The sequence below is a fragment of the Acinetobacter sp. P37 genome (assembly GCF_057480965.1).
Genome location: NZ_JBLIYY010000019.1, coordinates 30,626 through 46,968 on the forward strand (window position 1 = coordinate 30,626; position 16,343 = coordinate 46,968).

Sequence of the window (16,343 nt, forward strand, 5' to 3'; positions counted from 1 at the left end):
AAAATTCATTCAGCCTTTGCTTTCTAATCAGCTCTCAAATTTTGAATATCGTCAATATCACGCATCGTTAGATTGATTAACCATTTACTCAGGAACTCAGCATACAACTTCAATGGTACTTGCACCAGCACCGACAGGTTTGACTTGAATCTGTACTGGAATCCGTTCATGCATTTCATGTACATGCGAGATCAAGACAACTTTACGACCCTGGCTTTGTAAGTGATCGAGTGCATTCATCACCATATGTAAGGAGGCAGGGTCAAGCGTACCAAAACCTTCATCAATAAACAGTGATTCGAGCTTCATGGAGCCTGACGCCATATTGGCAATCGCTAAAGCCAGCGCTAAAGATACCAAGAAAGTTTCACCACCAGATAGGGAGAGGACAGGGCGGACTTCGCTGTTCATATCGAGGTCGATAATCGCTAGACTTAAACTGTCAGGAATACGATGTAATTGATAACGCTGTGAAAGAGGCTGTAATTGTTGGTTAGCATATTCCACCAAGATATCCAAATGATGCTCTTGGGCGATTTTCTTAAATTTCGTGCCTTCTTTGTGACCAATTAAGTCGTAGATGCGACCCCAACGATATTCTTCAGTTTTGATTTGCTCAATCTGTGATTGATATTTGGCGTAGTTACTTTGATTATTAGCATTCATACGCAGTTGCGCATCAGCTTCGTTAAACGCATTTTGCTGCTGCGCTTTCTCCGATGCCAATGTCATCAGTTTGCTTTGTAGCTCTTCAAAGCTGAGTTCAGGCTGTTGTTTGAGATGCTTTTGATACTGTTCTTCAAGCGTTTGCCATGAAGTCTTGGCAGTATCCAATGTGTACTGATGATTCAATAAGTTGTGACGGATGTCTTGGTGCTGGTCATGGTCAATCGTCAAACATTGTTCAATAAGACTTGGATAGAAATCAGGATGCGTTTCTTGCCATGTGGCAATGTGTTGGCTTGCCTGCTGAAGCTGTTGTGTATTTAAGCTGATTTGACTATTTAAATTTTGCTGTTTTAAAAGCAATTGCTGTAATACGTCTTCAGAGCCTTTGAGCTGCTGACGTATTTCAGTAATTGCGTGTTGTAATTGCTGCTGTTCTCGATCAAGCGTTGCTTGCCATTCGCTGACATACTGATACTGACGACCTGCATAGGTTTCGGTCAGAGTATTGAGTTGTTCACGTAAGTGTTTACCAGCGCTAGAAATCTCTGCCAATTGATCTAATTTTTCCTGAGATTGTTTTTGTAAAAATTCAAGTTTTAATTGCTGTTGATTCTGTTCAGCCTGCAACTGCTCACACTGTTTTTGTTGCTCATTGATCAGCGTCAATAACTGCTGACGTTGTTGTAATTCCTGCAAGATCTGTTGAGCATAATGAAGTGGATGCGCCTGCCAATGCTGTTGCTGCATGGTATTAAGTTGCTGAGTAATAGGTTCGATCAGGTATTCGAGTTGTTGTCGCTGTTGTATACCATATTGTAGTTGTTCAGCTTGTCGCTGTGTTGAACGCCATGTTTGGAGGGTGTGTTGATCTTGCTGTAAATCATCAAGCAGTTGTTGCGTTGTTTGCGTTGTTCGCGCTAAAGCCACTTGAATCTGTTGTAAAAGATCAGCAGAAGATTGCTGTGTATCAAAGTCCAACTGCTGTGATCGTAGTTCATTGTTAAACTTATGCTTCTGAACGCTGATGCTTTGTGAGAGTTCATCGATTTGACGCTGTTGTTGCTGCGTCGTTGCTTCGATTTTTGAAGATTGTATTTCTAATTGATTCAGCTGTTTGCACAGATGCTCGTGATCTTTTTTGGCTTGCTGTAATTGTTGGTCTTGCAATTGTTCCAAAGCATGCTTCAGCAAATCTTTATGTTCCACAAAGGGATGAGCATGGCTACCACAGACCATACAAGCTTCATTCGGTTTCAGTTGGGCGCGTAAATCTTGCACGCTCTGATGCTGTAGTAAACGCTGCTGTTCAAACATATGCTCGAGTTGTTGCAGGGACGTTTGGCTAAGTTGTACGTGTTGCTGCTGTGTAATGGTCTGCTGTTTTAAATCCGCTGCTTTTTTTGCATCGGCTTGTAATTGTCGTTGCAATTGCTGACATTGTTGCTCGTGCTGTGAGAGGTGTGTGGCTTGTTGTTCAAGACGTTCCAAAATGCGAGTAGCTTGATCTTGCTGCTGCAATGTTTGCTGAGTTTGCTGCGTTTTTTTCTCAAGTAAGGCAATGTCTTGGTATTGCGCTGACCATGACTGCATACGTTGTTTGAGGTCAGTGTATTGTTGTTGCAAGCTCTCTACTGACTGTTGCAATAATTCAGGTTGTTTGCTGTTCAAAGCTTGATATTGCTGTACATAATCATCTAGACGTTGTGCAGTGGTGGCAAATGTTGCATCAAAAATTGCCCATTGCTGTTGTTGCTGGAGTTGTTGTTCGAGTTGTTGCTTGCGTTGCAGCGCTTGATTTAAGTTTGCTTGCTGCTGAGCGAATTGTTGCTCAAGGGGTTGAACGTGGTGATGGGCAAATTGTTGGTGCTCAAGCTTAACACTCTGATGTTGTTTAATTTTGCTTTGAATATCGTGATCGAGTTGATATGCAATTTCTAATTGCGGTTTAAGCTGTTCGAGGTGTGTTTGCCATAATTGCGCATGTTGCTCAGCTTGATGTAATTGCTTTAATGCTTGTTCGTGTTTCGATTGAGCCTGTTGTAACTGCGGCTGAAAATCTTTCAGTGCTTGTGTCAATTGATTAAGTTGCAGTTGCGCACTGTTTTGCCTCTCATACTGTGCACGAATCGGCTGAAATGAATCCAATTGTGCTAATAATTTTTTTTGTGGTTGCAGTTTTAGATCAGCGTCCACTTGAACATCATAGACTTCTTTTTTCGCTTGAACACTTGCATATAGCTCATGTTTATCTTTGTGCCATTTCAGATCATTTTCGAGCAATTTTTCGGATTGTGCTAAATGATGTAAGGCAAGTTTTAAGGCGTGATGTTGTTGATTGAGCGTGGCGAGTTCATCTTCCGATAAAATCTCTAAATGTCCAATATGTTTTTCTAAGTCGGCACGTTGCTGTTTGATTTCACTATATTTATCTGCTGCTTTTTTACTCACTTCGCTAAAAATTTGCGAATTCGTGAGATATTCCAATAAGTCGGCACGTTCATGATCTTTGGCTTTTAAAAATGCACCAACCTCAGATTGTGCCAATAACACCGCACGAGTAAATTGCTCAAAACTTAAACCAATCAGCTTTTCGATCAGTGGAGTGACTTCAGAGATTTTTTGGGTCAGGGTCGTACCGTCATCAAGGCAGATGACAGCGCGCTCAACTTTGAGATTACCATCGATTTTTTTACGCGCACGGCTAATGTCCCAACGCGCTTGGTAGCGTTTGCCATCCAGGGCAATAAATTCGAGTTCAGCAAAACCTGAAGTCGTCCCACGGCGCAAAATATTTTTGGAATCTTTAATGGAAATATCTTTACCACCAACATCGCGAATACTGCCCGCAGCGCCACGCAGACGAGGTACTTCGTCATAGAGGGCTAAACACATGGCATCGAGTAGCGTGGATTTACCTGCACCTGTTTTTCCCGTAATCGCAATTAAACCTGCTTGAGATAATGGACTATTTTCAAAATGGATATGTTGTTCACCCGCCAAAGATGCCAAGTTGTTTAAACTGAGTCGTAAAATTTTCATGGCATATCCTTATTGTACTTTTTGATCCAAATCGTGTTGCGCGGCTTCGAGCAATGTTAAAAAATCACGTTTAACCGATTCATCTTGCTCATAGCCCATCTTTTCCCAAAGATTCAAGAACAGTCGTTCAGGCGTTGGTGGTTTAAGATCGACTGTAGTGAAAGTGTCATGTTGCTCAGTTTGCTTTTGATAGATGCGCGCAATCCGCAGCAAACGATAACGATTTGGAGGTAGTGCCATTTCAATTTGCTGACGTAAATCGACAGGGGGCGGTGCATCGGTGGTGTACTCGATCTCTAAAAAATGTCGCGCATTCAAATGTTCAATTTCACCTTGCGGTAAGGCTTGTACAGCACTAATCAAATCTTTTAATTCTTCACGAATCCGAATTAAATCAACGGTACGAGGAATAATCAGCGATTCGTATTGGCAGCGCTCAGTTACGCTTGCTTTAGGATCAATACGGACATCGACCACTTGATGTTTATAATTTCGTTCACTAAATGACAATGGAATAGGTGAGCCACTATAACGAATATGCGTCTGTCCCACTTTTTGCGGTTTATGCAAGTGTCCAAGTGCCACATAATCAATCACATCATCAAACAACGCTGTTGATAAAGCTTCTTCATTACCGACCACAATCGGGCGTTCCGAATCAGACGTTTCACCGCCTTGCATATGTGCATGTGACATCAGAATCAACGCCTGATCAGGCTGTTTACGAGCTTTTGCTGCCGTAATCAACTGCTGATGTAAATAAGCAATGGCATTTTGACTGTTGGTGGTTTGCTCATTTAAACCTGTGATTTCAGCACTGCGTAAATAAGGTAAAGTTAAACACCATGCAATGATGTTTTTATTAGCATCATAAATCGGGACAAGTAAACGATCGAGGTCAAATTGCTGGTTTTGTTTTGAAATAATCCCCACGGCTTTGGCATTAAACTTCGCTAAAAAAGGCTCAACCTGTTCAATGCGATAACCCGAATCGTGGTTACCTGCAATCATCAAGGTTTGCATATGTGGGGCAATAGCATGGGCATCGGTTAAAAATTGATACAGTTGTTTTTGTGCACTGGATGCTGGATTCACCACATCAAAAATATCGCCTGCAATCAGTAATGCATTCGGTTGTTTTTCTTGGATTTGCTCAAGTAACCAATTTAAAAATTGGGTGTGCTCGTAGTCACGCTCATGACTATGAAAAAATTGTCCTAAATGCCAATCTGAAGTATGAAAAAAACGAACAGTCATGCAAGCACCAAAAAATCAAAAAATTGATTGGGCTATAAAGTATCACAGATGGTTATGTTTACGAGGGAGATTAATCATTCATCAGTCCAACTAAGTCGTTATCGACAGTTACAAAGTACCCAATCTAAACTATGCGATAACTTCCTTAATGTGCATTTGCATCTACTTGCAGGAGGCAAAAAGTATTATGGGCTGGATTTATGAAATAGCCTTGCCAGTATTATCCAAGTATCACAAATTTTTCTATAGCAATTTGGCCATCTTGTACCAGATTTTTCTTAGTGATTTGGTCGAAATCTTTAACTTCAAAACTACGAGTAAATGTATTGGTAATGCAATGCATCGGTGGAGTCTGTACAGAGCATTCTAAGAGGTCACCATGAAGTCTGGGGTTACTGATTAGGGAATCCTGTAACTCGTGTAAATGACCAACCAAAAACGGCAGAATAATACACAACTTAAAGCTTGGTATCATAACTTTGAATTTCAAAATAGTAGAGCTGGTTCATTGTAATTATATTTTCTTTGATGGATTACACATTTCAAATAGTAGAGATCTGAAATTAGGTTAAAAAATACCAAGAACTAGGAATATAAAATGTTGTTCTAATCCTGTATATAGGTGAATTATTGTACAGCAGGTGTATTACCTGCATTTGGGGTAGCAGGAGATGCAACATGCCAAATAATCCTTTTGACGAAGAAAAACTTGCAAATAGTATGGTGTATAAGACTTTATTAGAGTCTACATTAGCCATTCCTTGGTGTATTGATTGGGACAGTAAAACATTTAGTTATATTGGACCGCAAATTGAAAAGTTACTCGGTTGGAAACAAAGTAGTTGGAAAACGGTAGATGATTGGGCATCACGTATGCACGAGGAAGACCGTAATTATGTACTGAATTATTGTGTTTCACAGTCGATGGCTGGTATAGATCATGAAGCAGATTATCGTGCACTTAAAGAAGATGGTTCATATCTTTGGATACGTGATGTTGTTCATGTCGTGCGTAAACCAAATGGTGATGTAGATTGTCTTGTCGGCTTTATGTTTGATATTTCCGAGCGGAAAAAACAAGAGGAACAACTACAAAAATTGCAACGTCAGCTCGAAGAATATTCATATAAAGATGGCTTAACTGGTATTGCAAATCGACGTTTGTTTGATGACTTTTACCAGCGTGAATGGTTAAACGCAATCCGCACGCAAAAGCCGCTGAGTCTAATTTTGATCGATTTAGATTATTTTAAACAATACAATGACTTGAATGGTCATGTGATTGGGGATACATGTCTGCGTCAAATTGCTAAAAGTTTGGAATCTTGTTGTACACGACCTCGTGATTTAGTTGCGCGTTTTGGTGGCGAGGAATTTGCTTGGATTTTACCAGAGACCAATGAAGCCGCAGCAGCAGTGATGGCCGATAGAATTATGGATGCCGTGCGTGCTGCACGATTACCGCATAAAGCCTCTGCAGTGTCGGAACTCGTCACACTCAGCATGGGGGTAAAAACCATTATTCCTTCAGATCTGGATAATCCAATGCAATTTCTGGATCAAGTTGATAAAAACCTTTATGTAGCCAAAAGACAGGGGCGTAATCGCTACTGTGCTGCATAACATAGATTTGCAGTTGTGACTTATTTTAAACTTGCATAAAATTTTCAGTCAGTCGATATTTTATCGGCTGATTTTTTTTGGGTGTAGAATATAAGAATAAAATTCGATGCTAAATGCATGAGGCACAAAATAAAAGACCGACGATTCGAGTGATGATGAAATCGTCGGTCAAAAAATCGATTTTAAATTTAAGTGATGGCTGCTGTTCATACTTAAATTCAAAATGAAACTTATTGCTTTTAAAAAGGTCACCGAAACATTGTGGATGCCGTCCAAATCATCGGTTGCTACAGACCTTGTACCCTATATAACGTAGCCGTTTACAGATTGGTTGACATGAAAATGAAAAAAAATGCATTTTTTTTTATACTAGGTGTCAACTTCTTCTTGGGTTAGGGTCATGGTGTCTTTAACACGTTATTTTTTATTGTTTTTTTTCATTTGTTTAATCATGACCTGTATTTGCGGTGTGATCGCTGCATTATTGCCACAGGGTGTAGGTGGTATTTTAACGGTCGTACCCTACCTGATTGCCATGATCGTGGTGTTATTTCGGTTTTTAAATAAAAATCAGAGAGCACCGACACAGGCAGAGCGTAAAAAATTTACCTTAGGTTTTAGCCTGATTTTTTGGTTATATAATTTAGCTTTTGTACTTTTGGGTATCGCAATTTTTTCAAGAAAAGATCCTGAAATTTGGCAAAATTTAATGCTCTATGTTCAACATCCTCAGTTTATGAGTTTAATGGTGATCATGTTGTTACTGATGGCTATCCCTTTGTATTTAATAACCTATTGGTTTTATGGTCCGCAAGCACAGCGGATGGCTGCTCAAAAGTTTGGTGCATAAAGCTTGATCGTTTGGTGATCTTGTTCTATAGATAATAGTATTATTTCATATAGATAAGAACAAATTATGCATCAGCCCACAGTACTGATGACAGGTGGCAGCGGTTTTATTGGCACACATCTCATCAAGGCACTTTTAGCTGCGGATTATAAAGTGATTGGGCTCAGTCGTAAGGCTGGGCGTATTTCTAAATCACCTCATTTAACTTGGGTACAGCAGCTCGATCAAATTCCTCATGACAGAATTGATTATGTGATTAATCTTGCAGGTGAAAGTATCGGCAAAGGTCGCTGGACAGAAACGCGTAAACAGCAATTATTAGAAAGTCGAGTCAAAACCACAGAAGCGCTGTATCAATATTTACGAAAACGTAAAATTTTTCCGAAATGCATTATTTCAGGTTCAGCTGTTGGCTATTATGGTATTGATATTGAAGAACAATGGACAAAAGTGTGCGATGAAAATGCTGCACCACAAGCCATTTTTATGTCAGAGCTATGCCAAAGTTGGGAGCAAGTCACACGCCAATTTCCTGAACAAAATACCATTATCACACGACTAGGTGTGGTCTTGGCTGAAGGTGGCGGGATCTTACCGCAAATGCTGCGACCGATTCAGCTCAATTTGGTCAACAAAATAGGTTCCGGTCGGCAGCCTTTTGTGTGGATACACATACAAGATGTGATCCGAAGTATGCTGTTTTTAATGAAACAAGCTGAGAAAAAACATGCGTTGCTTGAACCCACGCCAATCGATCCGCATATTTTTAATTTAGTTGCGCCTGAAAAATCGACGCAGGCTCAGTTTGCGCAGATTGCAGCACGTCAATTAGCGAAAAAGCCATGGCTCAATGTGCCTGCAACTATCTTTAAAATTTTATTGGGTGAGCAATCGCAATTAATTTTAAATGGTCAATTGGTTCAGCCAGCCGCATTATTACAGCAAGGCTTTGAGTTTAAATTTCCGATGTTAAAAGAAGCCTTGCAGGATTTATTGGCTTAGTTGAATTTGACGGATTGACCATTATTCGACGCTTAACAATGCATCTTGAAACAGGCGACTCGGACTATAGTGGTCTGCATTGAATGAAGGCGTTTCCCCAGTCATCAGTTCAGCCAATAACTGAGCTGAAGCTGGTCCCATGCATAAACCATTTCTAAAATGCCCAAAATTTACCCAAAGATTGTCGAAATTTGGCATCTGCCCAATATATGGAATCCCTTCAGGCGAAGATGGGCGCAGGCCAGCCCAAGATTTCACAATCGGAAAGTTGGCAAGCTCTGGTACCATGTCAAAGCAGGATTTTTGAATATGCTGCAAGGTTGTATTTGTTGTCTGAGTATCAAAGCCACATTGGCGCATACTTGAGCCGCAAACCACATGACCGTCTTGGCGTGGAATCAAGTACATGACTTTATTCATGCACATGGTCGGCAACCAATTCTGCGGGGTTTTAAAAAGAAGCATTTGTCCTTGAACAGGTTGTACTGGAATCTCGATTTCTAAATGTTTGCTCCATTTCGCTGACCAAGCACCTGTTGCCAGTACATATTGATCTGCGAAGTGTTGTTGACCATCAGCAGTCCGAATCGAGACTAATCGCTGTTGCTGTGTATTTAAATCAGTAACAGGGCAATGCTCATGAATGATCACATTGGGATGCTGCTGTAAATAAGCCGTTAAAGACTGCAAAAGTCGTGGATTACGGATGTTGGCTAATTGCGAAAAATAAATGCCATGTGCAAAGCGTGCTGAAATGTGAGGATTAATCTGCTCAATTTGCTCGGATTGTAAATATTCCGCCTGTTGCATTGGGTTTTGGTGCAAACGGGCATAATCTAAGCCAATTTCAAAATCATCTTCATCAAAAATCAACATGCCAGTTTCATGAATTTCAAAATCAATCCCAGTGATCGGTTTTAATTTTTCATTCCATTTTTGGTAGCTCTGCTTGCCATAACGTGCGAGCGCATTGACTTCATTGGGATATCGCCAAGGATACATCGGGGAGAGGATGCCACCACCAGCCCAAGATGCGGCAGAACCTGTGCGTTGTTGGTCGAAAATCGTCACCGTACAACCGCGTTCAACGAGTTCCAATGCGCTGAGTAAACCACTAATACCCGCCCCAATAATGGCAATATTCATGTTCTTTTAACCGATGAATGTATGAGTTTGATCTTAACTTCAGCAACGCCGAAGTTTTTCTTCCAAGACTGTTTTTTAAATTTTACAGATATAAAAAAGCCTTCCTGAACGTTACCATTTCAGGAAGGCTTTGCAGGTTATTTCATGTCTTTCAACATGAGTGCTGCATCTTCAGCAAAGTAAGTCCAGATCCCATCTGCACCTGCACGGCGGCAGCTCATAAGCGATTCGATAATCACGTTTTCAGATAGCCAACCATTTTGAATGGCACCTGCCAACATGGCGTATTCGCCACTCACTTGATAGACAAATGTTGGAACACCGAAATTATCTTTGACTTCACGGACGATATCTAAATACGGCATACCCGGTTTTACAATCACCATGTCGGCGCCTTCTTGAATATCGAGTGCGATTTCATGTAAAGCTTCTGCACGGTTACCGATGTCCATTTGATAGTTATATTTATTGCCACCTTTGAGGTTGCTTGAAGAACCTACCGCATCACGGAATGGCCCGTAAAAGCTAGACGCATATTTTGCAGAATAAGCCATGATGTTGGTATAGATATGGCCATTGGCTTCAAGGGCTTGGCGAATTGCACCGATACGACCATCCATCATGTCACTAGGTGCAACCACATCTGCACCCGCTTCGGCATGGCTGAGCGCTTGTTTAATTAAGCATTCAACGGTTTCATCATTCAGTACATAGCCGGTATCATCAATGATACCGTCTTGACCATGTGTGGTGTATGGGTCGAGAGCACCATCAGTGATGAGAACCATTTCTGGTAGTTCTTTTTTTAATAAGCGGATGGTGCTTTGGACTAAGCCATCTTCATGCCAAGCTGCTTCAGCCGTTAAGCTTTTATCTTCCTGTGGTGTAACTGGGAACAAAGCTAATTTTGAAACACCCAATTCGAGTAAACGTTCTGCCTTTTTGAGTAACAAGTCAGCAGATAGACGCTGTACGTTTGGCATGCTTGGAATATCTTGAGTTTGTTGCTGGCCTGGCAACACAAATACTGGATAAATGAGATGATCAGTCGTCAGTTGAGTTTCACGCACCATGGCACGAAGCTGGTCATTTTTACGAATGCGACGCATGCGAGTGGCAGGAAAAGCTGGACGATTGAACGTATAGGTCATAACAATCTCATTGATCAGTATTAAACTTTGACTATTGTAGACGCATAATGAGGGTTTGGCGCACCCCGTATTATTTTTTTATTCAATGACAGCGATTCGAGTAGGCTATGACAGATGTAAATAAGAGTTGGACCGGTAATATTGACCTAAACTCGAAGAATGAAATCGATACTTTATTAAATAACATTGCTCAAGCATTTAACAGCTCCCCATTTTTTTTACACAATGCCATGAAAATGACGGTGATCGATGGTCAGATCGAAGCACGTGTGGACATGGCTAGTAATCTAATAGGAAATGTCGCATTCCAAATTTTACATGGTGGTGTTGCGGCAACTTTACTCGACAGTATCGGTGGTATTTCAGCGATGGCTGAATTGTATAAAAAGGCCACAGCTGAAGATCTAGCAGAAACTAGTAAAAAGGTATCTCGCTTAGCGACCGTTGATATGCGTGTGGATTATTTGGCGCCAGGACGTGGACAGTATTTCGTTGCACGAGCTGAAACCTTACGTTTAGGCCGTAAGGGCTGCACCATGCGTATGACCATGGTCAATGATGAAGGTAAAGCGATTGCAACAGCGATTGCATCGTATGCTTATTAAGCCATTTTTAAGTTAACACATTCAAAATGATGAAAAAATAAAGTCCAGCATTGGCAGCAGGGCATGATTTTATCCTGTTGCCGACGAAAAAAAGACTGACGAGTTACATTTTCTATTCTCAGGATATGATTTTTTAGCTTTAAAATGCCGGAAAATTGAAGAAGATAGACTTTCTCACGACACCATTATCTGACAGCAAAGTTGACATGCTTTGCAAAGCTCATGATGCCATGACCAAGTCTGCTAGATTTAGGACAAATCTATGACAGATACCGTTAGTAACCTGCCAGAAACCCCATCTACAGAGCAGCCCACCGATCAGGAATTAAAAGCACGCAGAAAAAAAGGCCTTGGTATAGTGGCTGTATTGATCGTGATTGCTTTGGTGATGTATTTGATTTGGTCAATATTTCTAAATCATTCCGTCAGTACCGATAATGCCTATGTCGGTGCAGAAACAGCGTCGATTACCTCGATGGTCACGGGGCAAGTGGCAGAGGTTTTGGTGAGTGATACGCAGCAAGTGAAAAAAGGCGATGTGCTTGTTCGTATTGATGCTCGTGATGCTGAAATTGCCTTAGCTCAAGCTCAGGCTGAATTACTTAAAGCAAAACGCCAATACAAACAAACTGCGGCGAATAGCAGCTCTTTAAACTCACAAATCTTTGTCAGTGATGATGCAATTCATAGTGCAAGCGCACAAGTGGCCAAAGCACAAGCCGATCTGAATAAAGCACAAGATGAATTACAACGTCGTCAACAATTGGCTGCTACGGGTGCGATTTCTAAAGAAGAATTAAGCACAGCGCAGAGTGCTGTGAATACCGCTAAAGCCAGTTTTGATGTGGCACAAGCAGGACTCGCTCAAGCCAAATCTAGTCAAAAAGCGGCACAAAGTAATAAAGCTGCAAATGATGCATTAATTCAAGACAGCAATGAAAATTCAACCCCAGATGTTTTAGTTGCGCAAGCACGTCTACAACAAGCTCAGTTGGACTTAGAACGTACACAAATTAAAGCACCCTTTGATGGTGTAGTGACACGTCGCAATATTCAAGTTGGGCAACGCATTGCACCGGGAACGTCATTAATGATGGTGGTGCCTGTCTCTCAGTTATATGTCGATGCCAACTTTAAAGAAAGCCAATTGGCAGGGGTGCAAGCGGGTCAAAAAGTTGAACTGACATCTGATCTGTATGGTGACAAAGTTAAATTTAATGGCATAGTCACTGGTTTTTCTGGTGGCACAGGTTCAGCATTTGCCTTGATTCCAGCACAAAATGCCACAGGAAACTGGATTAAAGTGGTTCAGCGTTTACCTGTGAGGATTCGTTTGGATCCAAAAGAGTTGGCAGAACACCCACTACGTGTGGGGCTGTCTATGGAAGCGACGATTGACTTGAAATCGAAGTAATTGCCTATGAATCAGCAAATGCAAATGACTGACCTAAAAGGTGGTCGTCTGATTCTCGCTGCCTTGGTTTTGGCATTGGCGAACTTTATGGTTGTGCTCGACATGACCATTGCCAATGTTTCAGTGCCGCATATCACCGGTAGCCTTGCAGTATCGGCATCCCAAGGGACATGGGTCATTACCTCCTATGCTGTGGCAGAAGCGATTTGCGTGCCATTAACCGGTTGGCTCGCTGGGCGCTTTGGTTCTGTACGGGTTTTTGTGATCAGCCTGTTTGGCTTTACGGTATTTTCGATACTGTGTGGTTTGTCGACCAGTTTAGAAATGTTGGTGTTTTGCCGAATTGGGCAAGGTTTGTTTGGTGGTCCGATTATGCCACTGAGCCAAACGTTGTTAATGCGCATTTTCCCTCCTGAAAAGCAATCCCAAGCCATGGGGATGTGGGCAATGACCACTGTGGTTGGCCCCATTTTAGGTCCAATTTTGGGTGGTACGATCAGTGATAATTTATCTTGGCATTGGATTTTCTTTATCAATATTCCTGTCGGGATCGGTTGTGCTATCGCGGCGATGCGCTTACTGAAAACGGCTGAAACTCCAACACAGAAATTGAAAATTGACCGCGGTGGCTTGCTGCTGTTGGTGTTGTGGATCGGTGCCTTGGAATTGATGTTGGACTTGGGCCATGAACGAGATTGGTTTAATAATCCATTTATCGTGGTGCTGGCACTGACGGCATTTGTTGGGCTGATCGTTTTCACGATTTGGGAGCTGACTGAGCGGCATCCTGTGGTGAATATACTGCTGTTTAAGTACCGAAGTTTTACCATTTCGGTCTTGGCTTTAGCCTTTGGTTTTGGTGCCTTCTTTGGCAGTATTGTCTTGATTCCGCAGTGGTTACAAATCAACTTGGGCTATACCGCAACGTGGGCCGGTTATCTTACTGCAACGATGGGCGTCGGTAGTTTGACCATGTCGCCAATTGTTGCAAAGCTTGCAACCAAATACGATCAACGTGCTTTGGCGAGTTTTGGTTTAAGTATCTTGGGCGGAGTCACCCTTATGCGCGCCTTTTGGACCACGGATGCAGACTTTATGGCTTTGGCTTTGCCGCAAATATTACAAGGTTTTGCCGTTCCATTTTTCTTTATTCCCTTGTCAAATATGGCCTTGGCATCGGTACTGCCACAAGACATGGCATCTGCGGCAGGTTTGATGAACTTCTTAAGAACCATGGCAGGGGCAATTGGAGCGTCGATTGCAGTAACCATTTGGGATGATCACACCAAAGTCGCACGCAGTGAAATGGTCAGTAATTTACATGTTACTGAGGTACAAAACACCTTAGTGAATCATGGAATGAGTTCAGAATCCGCATTGGGTTACATCTCCAGTTTGGTGGATAAAGAAGCCTTAACGCTTTCAGCCAATCATGTGTTTTTAGTCTTGGCGGGTGTCTTTATATTCGCCGCACTGATCATTTGGCTCTGTCCGCGACCTAAAGCAGGTGTGGGTGGCGGTCATGCACACTAAATAACATCAAGTATAAAAAACCGCTCATTCGAGCGGTTTTATATTGCATACGGCGTTGATTGAAAAAAATTAAAGGTCCGAGCGCGCCCGTTTGAGTGCAGATTGCCACTGGGCCAAATGAAATTCACATTGATCAGCATTCATTTTGGGTTCAAAAGCACGTTCTAATTGCCATGATGCGGCAATTTCATCAAGATTTGAAAACACACCCGCTTTGAGTCCGGCCATTGCGGCAGCGCCCCATGCTGTTGATTCTAAAAGTTTAGGACGCAGTACAGGCACATTTAAAATATCGGCCTGAAATTGCATCAGCATATCATTGCTACTGGCACCGCCATCGACCCTGAGTTCTTTAAGTGGACTAGACAGGTCTGACTGCATGGCGGTCAATACATCCGACACTTGAAAGGCAATGGCCTCTAAGGCGGCACGAGCTATGTGGGATTTATTTGTACCACGTGACATTCCACAGAGGAGGGCACGGGCATCACTATCCCAATGCGGAGCGCCTAGCCCAGTAAAGGCAGGAACCAAAACCACGCCATCGGTATGCTCCACTTGGCATGCGAGTTTTTCAACATCACTGCTTTTTTGAATAATCCCTAAACCGTCTCTTAGCCATTGCACAATTGCGCCAGCCATAAATACACTGCCTTCAAGTGCATAATGGGTTTGACCTTGAGCTTGCCATGCAAGGGTCGAGAGTAATTTATTATGGCTATATTGAACTTCGGTGCCGGTGTTAAAGAGCATGAAACAGCCGGTACCATAGGTATTTTTTGCTGTTCCTGCGTCAAAGCATGACTGTCCAAACAGCGCGGATTGCTGGTCACCTAAGATGCCGGTAATGGGAATGTTTGCGCCAAGTAAACCTGTAGCGGTATCTGCAATATATTCATCTGAACTGATGATTTTAGGGAGGACCGACAGGGGAATATCGAATAATTCTAAGAGTTCTTCATCCCAAGCTTGTTGCTGTAAGTTCATTAGCATGGTTCGTGAGGCATTGCTGGCTTCAATCACATGCTCTGCACCTTGCGTCAGGTTCCACACCAACCAACTGTCAATCGTACCAAAAGCCACATGACCTTGCTGAGCGAGTTCACGTAGACCTTGTGTGTGTTCTAATAACCAGACCAATTTCCCAGCACTAAAATAGGGGTCGATACGTAATCCAGTCTTTTTGTGAATGAGGTCATTGAGGTTTTGTTGGGTCAGTTGTCCACACCACTCGGTTGCACGGCGGTCTTGCCAGACAATTGCAGGGGCAAGGGGTTGACCTGTGCGCTTATCCCAAACCACAGTGGTTTCACGCTGATTGGTCAGTCCAATGGCTTTAATATCTTTTGCGAGGATACGAGCAGAAGCGAGTGCTTGTTGCACGACGGCAATTTGTGTACTCCAAATTTCTTGAGCATCTTGCTCCACCCAACCTGAATGCGGGGTTTGAATATGGGTTTCCCGTTGAGCTGTAGCTTGAACTTGTCCATGTTCGTTAAAAATGATCGCACGACTTGAAGTCGTTCCTTGATCGAGTGCCAATAAAAAGCTCATATATTTTTCTTTTGCGGTCTTGAAAAATAAAATATTAACGCAATTATGTAATTAAGCGCAGATCAATGTGTAATTGTTTCGAAATTGCATCGCAATTTTTTGAAGTTATGCTATGATGACGCTACTTTGGGGATGTTTCTGGCTTCGACGCTGGTGATGAAACTCATAGATGCATGTCGAGAGCGCATTTTCTCTCGTAAATCAAATTTGCATATTTTAGTCGCAAACGACGAAACTTACGCTCTAGCTGCCTAAGGGCAGCTTGTCCGCATCCCTGAATACTTGTGGTTAGGGGTCCCGACTGAAGCGAACGCACACAAGTCCGTATAAGATCAAGCCTTGGGGTCTTATACTAAATCTTAAAGGATCGCGATTTGTACCCTGTTCGTCGGGTCACAAAGAGCTAAATCAATAGACGATATCTAAGCATGTAGTATTCTCGAGCGTAGTGCTGGCGGACGCGGGTTCAACTCCCGCCATCTCCACCAAATTTCTAAAAA

At 42.2% G+C, this 16,343-nt stretch carries 11 protein-coding genes and 1 other RNA gene; 7 read left to right on the forward strand and 5 right to left on the reverse strand.

Annotated features, from left to right (window positions below; genetic code table 11):
* Positions 1-96 precede the first annotated feature (96 nt).
* Complete coding sequence (locus AC25JC_RS14800; RefSeq protein ID WP_486924323.1) at positions 97-3,708, reverse strand: SbcC/MukB-like Walker B domain-containing protein; 3,612 nt, start codon at positions 3,706-3,708, stop codon at positions 97-99.
* A 9-nt stretch (positions 3,709-3,717) separates the two neighbouring features.
* Positions 3,718-4,965 carry an exonuclease SbcCD subunit D gene (locus AC25JC_RS14805; protein WP_486924324.1) on the reverse strand — a complete coding sequence of 416 codons (1,248 nt, stop codon included), beginning with the start codon at positions 4,963-4,965 and terminating at the stop codon, positions 3,718-3,720.
* A 678-nt stretch (positions 4,966-5,643) separates the two neighbouring features.
* Between AC25JC_RS14805 and AC25JC_RS14810 the strand changes: the two genes are divergently transcribed.
* From AC25JC_RS14810 to AC25JC_RS14820, 3 genes are all read left to right on the forward strand, one after another.
* Positions 5,644-6,588 (forward strand): GGDEF domain-containing protein, encoded by a 945-nt coding sequence (locus AC25JC_RS14810; protein WP_078193095.1) that lies wholly within the window; start codon positions 5,644-5,646, stop codon positions 6,586-6,588.
* A gap of 400 nt (positions 6,589-6,988) precedes the next feature.
* A complete protein-coding gene (locus AC25JC_RS14815) occupies positions 6,989-7,438 on the forward strand; it encodes an ABZJ_00895 family protein (protein ID WP_078193094.1) in 450 nt (149 codons plus the stop codon).
* A 66-nt stretch (positions 7,439-7,504) separates the two neighbouring features.
* On the forward strand, positions 7,505-8,440 hold the full coding sequence (locus tag AC25JC_RS14820; RefSeq protein WP_486924325.1) for a TIGR01777 family oxidoreductase: 936 nt from the start codon (positions 7,505-7,507) through the stop codon (positions 8,438-8,440).
* A 21-nt stretch (positions 8,441-8,461) separates the two neighbouring features.
* On the opposite strand, the gene thiO is transcribed toward AC25JC_RS14820, so the two are convergent.
* Together thiO and hemB are read right to left on the reverse strand one after the other, a co-directional pair.
* Complete coding sequence (gene thiO / locus AC25JC_RS14825) at positions 8,462-9,586, reverse strand: glycine oxidase ThiO (protein WP_486924326.1); 1,125 nt, start codon at positions 9,584-9,586, stop codon at positions 8,462-8,464.
* Between the two features lie 137 nt (positions 9,587-9,723).
* Positions 9,724-10,737 (reverse strand): porphobilinogen synthase, encoded by a 1,014-nt coding sequence (hemB, locus tag AC25JC_RS14830; RefSeq protein WP_180010032.1) that lies wholly within the window; start codon positions 10,735-10,737, stop codon positions 9,724-9,726.
* A gap of 107 nt (positions 10,738-10,844) precedes the next feature.
* Between hemB and AC25JC_RS14835 the strand changes: the two genes are divergently transcribed.
* The 3 genes from AC25JC_RS14835 (at position 10,845) to AC25JC_RS14845 (ending at position 14,289) form a co-directional block, all read left to right on the forward strand.
* On the forward strand, positions 10,845-11,342 hold the full coding sequence (locus AC25JC_RS14835) for a thioesterase family protein (protein ID WP_180108025.1): 498 nt from the start codon (positions 10,845-10,847) through the stop codon (positions 11,340-11,342).
* Between the two features lie 262 nt (positions 11,343-11,604).
* Complete coding sequence (locus AC25JC_RS14840; protein WP_486924327.1) at positions 11,605-12,756, forward strand: EmrA/EmrK family multidrug efflux transporter periplasmic adaptor subunit; 1,152 nt, start codon at positions 11,605-11,607, stop codon at positions 12,754-12,756.
* Between the two features lie 6 nt (positions 12,757-12,762).
* Positions 12,763-14,289, forward strand: a complete 1,527-nt coding sequence (locus AC25JC_RS14845) for a DHA2 family efflux MFS transporter permease subunit (RefSeq protein ID WP_486924328.1) — start codon at positions 12,763-12,765, stop codon at positions 14,287-14,289.
* Between the two features lie 69 nt (positions 14,290-14,358).
* Here AC25JC_RS14845 and glpK read toward each other — a convergent pair whose 3' ends face one another.
* Positions 14,359-15,843 (reverse strand): glycerol kinase GlpK, encoded by a 1,485-nt coding sequence (gene glpK, locus AC25JC_RS14850; protein WP_486924329.1) that lies wholly within the window; start codon positions 15,841-15,843, stop codon positions 14,359-14,361.
* A 128-nt stretch (positions 15,844-15,971) separates the two neighbouring features.
* Here glpK and ssrA point away from each other — a divergent pair.
* Positions 15,972-16,331: a transfer-messenger RNA gene (ssrA, locus tag AC25JC_RS14855) on the forward strand.
* Positions 16,332-16,343: the final 12 nt, after the last annotated feature.

What these genes read in the sequence shown, in the direction of transcription:
- AC25JC_RS14800 (WP_486924323.1), bottom strand. Translation starts at nt 3,708, where the DNA reads ATGAAAATTTTACGACTCAGTTTAAACAACTTGGCATCTTTGGCGGGT.
- AC25JC_RS14805 (WP_486924324.1), bottom strand. Translation starts at nt 4,965, where the DNA reads ATGACTGTTCGTTTTTTTCATACTTCAGATTGGCATTTAGGACAATTT.
- AC25JC_RS14810 (WP_078193095.1), top strand. Translation starts at nt 5,644, where the DNA reads ATGCCAAATAATCCTTTTGACGAAGAAAAACTTGCAAATAGTATGGTG.
- AC25JC_RS14815 (WP_078193094.1), top strand. Translation starts at nt 6,989, where the DNA reads ATGGTGTCTTTAACACGTTATTTTTTATTGTTTTTTTTCATTTGTTTA.
- AC25JC_RS14820 (WP_486924325.1), top strand. Translation starts at nt 7,505, where the DNA reads ATGCATCAGCCCACAGTACTGATGACAGGTGGCAGCGGTTTTATTGGC.
- thiO (WP_486924326.1), bottom strand. Translation starts at nt 9,586, where the DNA reads ATGAATATTGCCATTATTGGGGCGGGTATTAGTGGTTTACTCAGCGCA.
- hemB (WP_180010032.1), bottom strand. Translation starts at nt 10,737, where the DNA reads ATGACCTATACGTTCAATCGTCCAGCTTTTCCTGCCACTCGCATGCGT.
- AC25JC_RS14835 (WP_180108025.1), top strand. Translation starts at nt 10,845, where the DNA reads ATGACAGATGTAAATAAGAGTTGGACCGGTAATATTGACCTAAACTCG.
- AC25JC_RS14840 (WP_486924327.1), top strand. Translation starts at nt 11,605, where the DNA reads ATGACAGATACCGTTAGTAACCTGCCAGAAACCCCATCTACAGAGCAG.
- AC25JC_RS14845 (WP_486924328.1), top strand. Translation starts at nt 12,763, where the DNA reads ATGAATCAGCAAATGCAAATGACTGACCTAAAAGGTGGTCGTCTGATT.
- glpK (WP_486924329.1), bottom strand. Translation starts at nt 15,843, where the DNA reads ATGAGCTTTTTATTGGCACTCGATCAAGGAACGACTTCAAGTCGTGCG.